The following is a 6,321-nucleotide window of genomic DNA, read 5'->3' on the forward strand; positions in this document are numbered from 1 at the left end:
ATGCACTGCCCTGAATGTGATCATAAGATGATTGTAAAAAAATAATTCAGCAACTAAAAGGCAAATGCAAAATGTTGGCTATTACGATAGTCCTTTTTGTCGTTCCTCATAATCAACAATTTGTGACAATTCGACAGTTTTTCACATACCGTATTTCCCTGTTCCGAAGCCAAAATCTTAATATATAAAAAAGCCGATAACACATAGGTTTTTTGACCTAATGCGTTATCGGCTCTGCGTCTATGCGTCTGGCACTTTTAATCATTTTTTTTTGAATTTATTATATGTGTTAGCTAACTGTCCACAAGCCGCGTTAATCTCTCTGCCATGAGAAACTCTCATAGTAACTTCAAGTCCTGCTTGCTCTAATTGATGTTTGAATGCAACTATTTCCCGTTTCTGTGGTGCTTTAATTCTTGAATTGCTTGTTGGGTTGTATTGTAACACGTTAATCATAACTTTTTTGCCCCGAAACCATTTTGCAAGTTGTCTTACATCTGAGGGCCGGTCATTTATACCCGGTAAAAGCAAATACGCAAAGACAATTTTGCGATTATGCCTTTCAGAATAGGATAAGGCTTGCTTAACAACATCTTCAATAGCATATATGCGCATGTGAGGAATAATACGATTTCTTGCAGATTGTGTTGCTGCGTGTAAAGATATTGTCAACTGAATTTTAAGATGTTCCTCGCGCAATTTTTTTAATTGATCGACCGGACCAACTGTTGATATGGTAATGCCGTCGGTTGGAAAGTTGAGCCCATATCTATCTCGGAGAATATGGATTGCTTTTATCAAGTTGTCATAATTGAATAAAGGCTCTCCCATACCCATAAAAACGATACGGTTTACTTTTCGACGCAACAATATAATCTGTTGTACGATTTCTGACGATGTTAGATTACGAACAAAGCCATTTCGCCCGGACTCACAAAAAATACAACCAACAGGACAACCGACTTGTGTGCTCACGCAAACAGTTCCACCATCTCGCCGCTTGATAAAAACCGTTTCAATGTATTTGTTGTCTTTCAGTTCGTAAACATACTTTTCAGTATCACTGCTTTTGCAAATATTTTTTACCAACATTGATAGATTTTTTTTGCGTGGTAATTGCTTATATAATTCTTCATATAAGGCTTTTGCTTCATTCTCGCCAATAACTTCCGACATTTCTTTGTAAGTAAATCCGTATGGATCATTCCGTACTTCCGCAGGCGTATATTTAGGTAAACGTTTCATTTTTATATCCTTTCTTCTAAATAATAAAAGTTTGTTTTTCTGTATTTTTGATTACAATCTCTAATTTTTCTACATCAATGATATGCGTCAATTTGCATTTAGGGCAGAAAAGAGGAAAATCTTTTACACAAATATGTCTGTTGCCTCAAGCAATGCATATTAACATTAGGGGTTTTATCTACCGCATTGCCTTAACCTCGAAAAAATTTACGAAACCATCCCTTTTTCTCCGGCTCCTGATCCGATCCGGTTTCATCGGTAAGAAGCTGCTGCTGAATTGTCCCCGCGTGGAGAGCCTGGGCTGCTGCCGCTGTCTGCTGGGCGGCGGCCAGCGCGTCAGTGAGCCGGGTAATGGTCTGGGCCTGCTGCTCGATCTGCCTGTCTTTCATTTCAAGCTGCCCTTGCAGCGTGTCGATGGTGGCCTGTAAAACAGAAATCACACCATCAACCCCTGTCGTTTTTTCTGCATTTTTGGTTGACGCGCCATCAACCAAACCGTCAACCGTACCCGTCAACTGGTTGTCGGTGGTTGACGGTGCAATTTCAGAAAACGCCTGTTTTATCAGCTTTTCACCGTCAACCTCTACCATCAACTTACCGTCAACCGTTGCCGTCAACCCCTGTAAACTGGTTGACAGCGGTTCACGCTTAATTTTTTTGAAAACAGCTTGCTTTGATACCCCTATCTCGTCGGCTATCTGCCGGATCGTTTTCATACCTTCACGAACAGGCCCACAGGACACACACCCTTAAACCCAGGCGTAGATATGTACCAGCAAGCGGGGCCTGTCGGCTCCCAGGCTACTTCAAGGGTAATCTCGTGCCAGCCATCTGGAAACAAAGCTGTAAATCCCTCTCCTGCGTGTATGCCGCGCCCTTCCAGGAGCAGCCGAGGGTGCGGATCATCGTCTGCCGGATCGGGAAGTTGTATCTGCGCGATCCTCTCTTTATCCCAGCTCATAGACCTTTCCTCCTTCCCCTAAAATAAATCGCTATGCGATCCCGTCCGGGTGAGATACAAAATCAGCTCGTCCCCGTCCACTTCGTAGATCAACAACCAATCCGGCGTAATGTGGCACTCACGACACCCCGCATAGTCCCCGGAAAGCTGGTGATCCCTGTTCTTCTCCGGCAACGGCTCCCCCGCAGCCAGCTTTTTAATAATATCCGTCAGCAAAGAAATATCAAAGCCGCGCTTTTTCACGCGCTTCAAATCCTTCTGAAATTTTGTAGTTGGTCTTATGTTATACATCGGCAAGCAGCTCCTCCATCATCTGATCGACATTGGAATAGGTCTTGCCGAGGCTCGGATCGGCCTTCATTCTCTTTACTTCCTGGATTGCTTCGACGGTTTCCGCGTTCGGCACATCGCCGCTGATTTCAAAGGGTATTCTATACTCTCTCACCGCCTTACGCGCAAAAACATTGAACGCCGTTGTCATCGTCATTCCCATATCAGCACAAAATGCCTCAAACTGCCGCTTCAAATCTGCGTCCATACGAATGTTAATATTTGTATTCGCCATAGATAGCAACTCCTTTCATTCTTATTATATACATTGTATCATTTTTTATTCACAATGTCAATACACCTTCCTACCTGTTTACCCACGCCCTGGCTCTTAAACTTCTGCCCTGGTATGTACGCATTTAGGGGGCAAAAAAGCCTTGATTTATGCGGCTTTCCGGGCGCGGTAGAGAGATGGCCAGTATATTTACCCTCGGAGAGCTGAAAACGGCTTCTAAAGCGTAACAGGGGCCTTTCTGGGCCTTATTCCTGGCCCCCATCGTGCAGCGCGTCCAAGAGCCAATCGCTCAACTCCTGGGAAGGGGACACCCGCACCGTTATATGCCCATTTTCAAAGCGCACCGCTGGCGGTGGGCAATCCCACCACTTGCGGATGGTTTTCGGATCAAGGCCAGTTTCCCGATGACAGTCGGCCTTGCGCCCCTCCGGGTGCTGCTGCCGCCATTCATAAACCCGCGCCTGGGCCGTTCCGCTGCCTTTGGGCCTTCCGTCCTTATTGCGCCAATTCTTATTACCGTTGATCTCGTCCCTAATTAAGTTCATCAGCTTGATATGTTCTGACTGTTTGCGCCAGTTCCGCTTATTGACAGGCATAGTCAGGCCGGAGAGCTTCGCTATATCGTCCCTGGGGAATGTCACATAGTCCTCATTGAACATTTCCAGAGCGCACACCACATCATCTTTTGTAAAGCGGTTTATATCCTCCACGCTCATATCGTCGTAGGGCCGGAGCAGCGCAAAAGCGTCACGGCGTAGCTCGTCCTCGTCTATCCCGCATTTTTTCGCATAAATCGCCAGCGTCATAATGCCATAGAAACGATGGCCCACCCGGATTTCATCGGCGATCCGGTGCAGCCACCAGTCGTAAAGGTCACGCTTGACCGTCCAGCGGCCACGCCGCTCCTTTTTGACAATCCGCCGCTCATACCAATCCGGGTACTTCTCTTTCGCCTCGGCCAGCGACAGGCGGCTCTTTCTCATAAGCCCCTCAAGCCGCTGCTGCTCCCCGTTGCTGTCCGGGATATAATCAAGCAGCCGCGCCAACTCCACCGGCCCGCCGAGCCGGAACGCCCTCACAGGGTACTCACGCCCCAGCTTCGAGCCGGAGCCGACCACCCGAAAGCCCTGCAAAATCCCCTGCATTTGCGGCTCCTTGATGGTGGAGGTAAACTTATTCCAAATCTGCCGAGTAAGGGAATATTTCAGCTCTTTCAAGCATTTTTGGTTGTGCGGGTACATAGGCACCGGCTCTTTCAGCACATAATACAGGTGAAGCCCCGTCCCGCTGTTTACAACAAAGGTTGCCGGGGGCAGAATATCCTTGTTCATCTGATGCAGCGTATCCCGGAGCTGGGGCATACCCACTCCGTCCAGGTCAAAGACCAGGGCATAAAGATACCGAGCGTTCTTGCCGCACCGCCGCCGCCCAAAATAGGAGATCGGGGACATAATCGTGAAATCGGTGTCTTGCAACTCCCGCAGCTCGTCCAGCTCGTCAGTGATGGTACAGCGTTTCGCTTTACCGTCCCCCTCGATCTGCAAGGCAATCCCCGTTGCCTTGTCAACCTCACCTTTCGGCACCGTCACCGCAATTCCGTTTCCCTTCCTGTCCTCAAAATGGCCCTTCCTCTCGAAAGATCCTTCCGGGAAGATCTCACGATAAAACGCATACGGCTCCACCGGCTCCAAAAACTTCTCTAAATGCTCATTCTTTTCCCTGTAAAGTTCCCGCAGCCGTTCCAAGGCTTCTTGCTGATCCGCCATTCCTTACACCTCTTTTCGTACATTCTGCAAACCCATAGGGGGAAAAGGGGGAGCCAAAGAGCGGCCCCTCCGGGGCCTTAAAGAGAAAGTCACCTCCCCCTTTTCCCCCTCGCTCTGGGGCATGGAAATGATGGAAAACCTTTCAGGTTTACCACATTCCCACACCCCGCCGCTCACCCCCATAACCCCCTCCGACTTTCTCCCTGTCCGAGAGAAAATATTTTATTATTTTTCCCCTGGCCTTTAGGCCATAGGGGGGCATATATTATCAATGAAGTTAATTCCCTATTTTACGACAAACCAACTCCATGCTATCCCCCCATACCCATAGGGTGGCATATATTATCAATGAAGTTAATTCCCTATTTTTACTGTTATTATAGCCTGTCCGGGCGGCTCTTGCAAGGCCCCCGGACAGGCTTCTTTTACAGCTCCATACCGCCCCAGGTGTGGCCCCATTCCTGCTCTCTTTCCGGCTGCTGCACCTCTGGCACAGGTAGCAGCTCACGCGCCTTTTCGACCAGGGGCCGGAACTGCTCCGGCAAGTGCCGATCCAGGAAGTCCAGCGCGGCCCCGATCCCTTCCCGGAGCCGCGCCGAAATTCCGCGCTCCCAGCTCAAATCTTTTTCCAGATATTCGACCTGCACTTTGAGCTGCCGGTTTTCATTTTCAAGCCGCTGCCGCTCCTGGGCCTCCTTCAGCTTTTCTTTCGTCGAGGGGATTTTCTGCTGAAGCTGTTGGTTTTCTACCTTCAGCTCCCGCACCTTCTGCTCTGCCGCCGCGCCCCGGATCACCGCCGCCTTCAGCTCCTTCACCTGCTCCACCGTCACGCCCTTGACGGCCCCTGTCAGCGTCTTTTCCGGCTGTATTGCGTCCAGATCTGGCTTGACCTTCTCAACCGCTTTCAGCAGCTTCACATTCCCTTGCAGGGCCTTTCTCTGCTTTTCCAGGGCCGCGATCTCCTGCTCTGCCGCTGTCACCTGTTCCTGGATAGCTTCAAGCCGCTGGGCCGCTGCTCTGTACTCTGGCAGCTCCATATGAGGCCGGCCACCGCCCAAGCTGATAATCTCAAACTCGTGCGCCTGGGCGATTTCCGTTAGGGCTTCTTTCTCCCGTTCCATCCAGGCTTTCCATTCCGTCTGCTTCCTGCCCAGCCCTTCAAATCCTTGCTGCTTTAACGCTTGTTTCATTGATACCCGCGTCGAAAGGCCCCGGCTCTGCTCCGTTGCCACCGGCACGAAGTCCACATGGAGGTGGGGCGTGGCCTCGTCCATGTGCAGCACCATATTGAACACCCGCAGATGAGGGTTGCGCTCCTGGAAGGACTCTGCAAATTCTTTGAGAGCTGCCGCCGCCCGTTCCCCTCCAGGGGAGCCGCACCCGCAGTCTGTCAAGTTGCCGATCTGGAAGATAGCCTCGTGAAATAGCTTCTCCTGTTTGCTCTGCCGGATATGCTCATAGTAATCTGGTATCTTGTCCCTGGTCTTTTTCTTTTTGGCATTGTAGGCGGCCAGGGCTTCATCGAAAAGTTCGTGGTACACCTTCTTCAAATCCTCGTTGAAAAAGGTGACATTCTGCCCCGACCTGCTTCGGTCTACATTCGCCGCTGAAAAGCTCCTGTTGTTGTGCCGGATACTTCCCCGGCCCGTCATTCCCGAAATGGTTGTGCCTATAAAATCACCCGTCCCTTTCCTGCAAAAAGCCTATATCCTACTGCTCCTATTTTACCATAACTGGCCGCAGGCCACAACCTCTTTGTTACTTTCTTGTGAGAAAGTAACGTA

7 protein-coding genes are annotated in these 6,321 nt (G+C 49.6%); all 7 read right to left on the reverse strand.

Features of this window, described 5'->3' with window-relative positions; genetic code table 11:
• Window positions 1–261: 261 nt before the first annotated feature.
• Window positions 262–1,245 (reverse strand): 23S rRNA (adenine(2503)-C(2))-methyltransferase RlmN, encoded by a 984-nt coding sequence (rlmN, locus tag H8911_RS11445; RefSeq protein ID WP_002584956.1) that lies wholly within the window; start codon window positions 1,243–1,245, stop codon window positions 262–264.
• 16 nt (window positions 1,246–1,261) lie between these two features.
• Window positions 1,262–1,378: a cysteine-rich KTR domain-containing protein gene (locus H8911_RS11450; protein WP_151882976.1), complete on the reverse strand. Its 117-nt coding sequence runs from the start codon at window positions 1,376–1,378 to the stop codon at window positions 1,262–1,264.
• 58 nt (window positions 1,379–1,436) lie between these two features.
• Window positions 1,437–1,961, reverse strand: coding sequence for a hypothetical protein (locus H8911_RS11455; protein WP_087295649.1), 525 nt, complete (start codon window positions 1,959–1,961; stop codon window positions 1,437–1,439).
• 263 nt (window positions 1,962–2,224) lie between these two features.
• Window positions 2,225–2,497 (reverse strand): type II toxin-antitoxin system YafQ family toxin, encoded by a 273-nt coding sequence (locus H8911_RS11460; RefSeq protein WP_066859802.1) that lies wholly within the window; start codon window positions 2,495–2,497, stop codon window positions 2,225–2,227.
• Window positions 2,490–2,771 (reverse strand): type II toxin-antitoxin system RelB/DinJ family antitoxin, encoded by a 282-nt coding sequence (locus tag H8911_RS11465; RefSeq protein WP_087295645.1) that lies wholly within the window; start codon window positions 2,769–2,771, stop codon window positions 2,490–2,492. The genes H8911_RS11460 and H8911_RS11465 overlap by 8 nt, the downstream gene beginning before the upstream one ends.
• A gap of 245 nt (window positions 2,772–3,016) precedes the next feature.
• Window positions 3,017–4,537: a hypothetical protein gene (locus tag H8911_RS11470; RefSeq protein ID WP_087295655.1), complete on the reverse strand. Its 1,521-nt coding sequence runs from the start codon at window positions 4,535–4,537 to the stop codon at window positions 3,017–3,019.
• A gap of 425 nt (window positions 4,538–4,962) precedes the next feature.
• Complete coding sequence (locus H8911_RS11475) at window positions 4,963–6,189, reverse strand: plasmid recombination protein (RefSeq protein WP_155152346.1); 1,227 nt, start codon at window positions 6,187–6,189, stop codon at window positions 4,963–4,965.
• Window positions 6,190–6,321 lie beyond the last annotated feature (132 nt).

The sequence above is a fragment of the Holdemanella hominis genome (assembly GCF_014306155.1).
In the GTDB taxonomy this organism is placed as follows: Bacteria; Bacillota_I; Bacilli_A; order Erysipelotrichales; family Erysipelotrichaceae; genus Holdemanella; species Holdemanella hominis.

Coding starts and splice junctions, on each gene's coding strand:
- H8911_RS11470 (WP_087295655.1), bottom strand. CDS start 4,537: ATGGCGGATCAGCAAGAAGCCTTGGAACGGCTGCGGGAACTTTACAGG.
- H8911_RS11460 (WP_066859802.1), bottom strand. CDS start 2,497: ATGTATAACATAAGACCAACTACAAAATTTCAGAAGGATTTGAAGCGC.
- H8911_RS11455 (WP_087295649.1), bottom strand. CDS start 1,961: ATGAAAACGATCCGGCAGATAGCCGACGAGATAGGGGTATCAAAGCAA.
- rlmN (WP_002584956.1), bottom strand. CDS start 1,245: ATGAAACGTTTACCTAAATATACGCCTGCGGAAGTACGGAATGATCCA.
- H8911_RS11475 (WP_155152346.1), bottom strand. CDS start 6,189: ATGACGGGCCGGGGAAGTATCCGGCACAACAACAGGAGCTTTTCAGCG.
- H8911_RS11465 (WP_087295645.1), bottom strand. CDS start 2,771: ATGGCGAATACAAATATTAACATTCGTATGGACGCAGATTTGAAGCGG.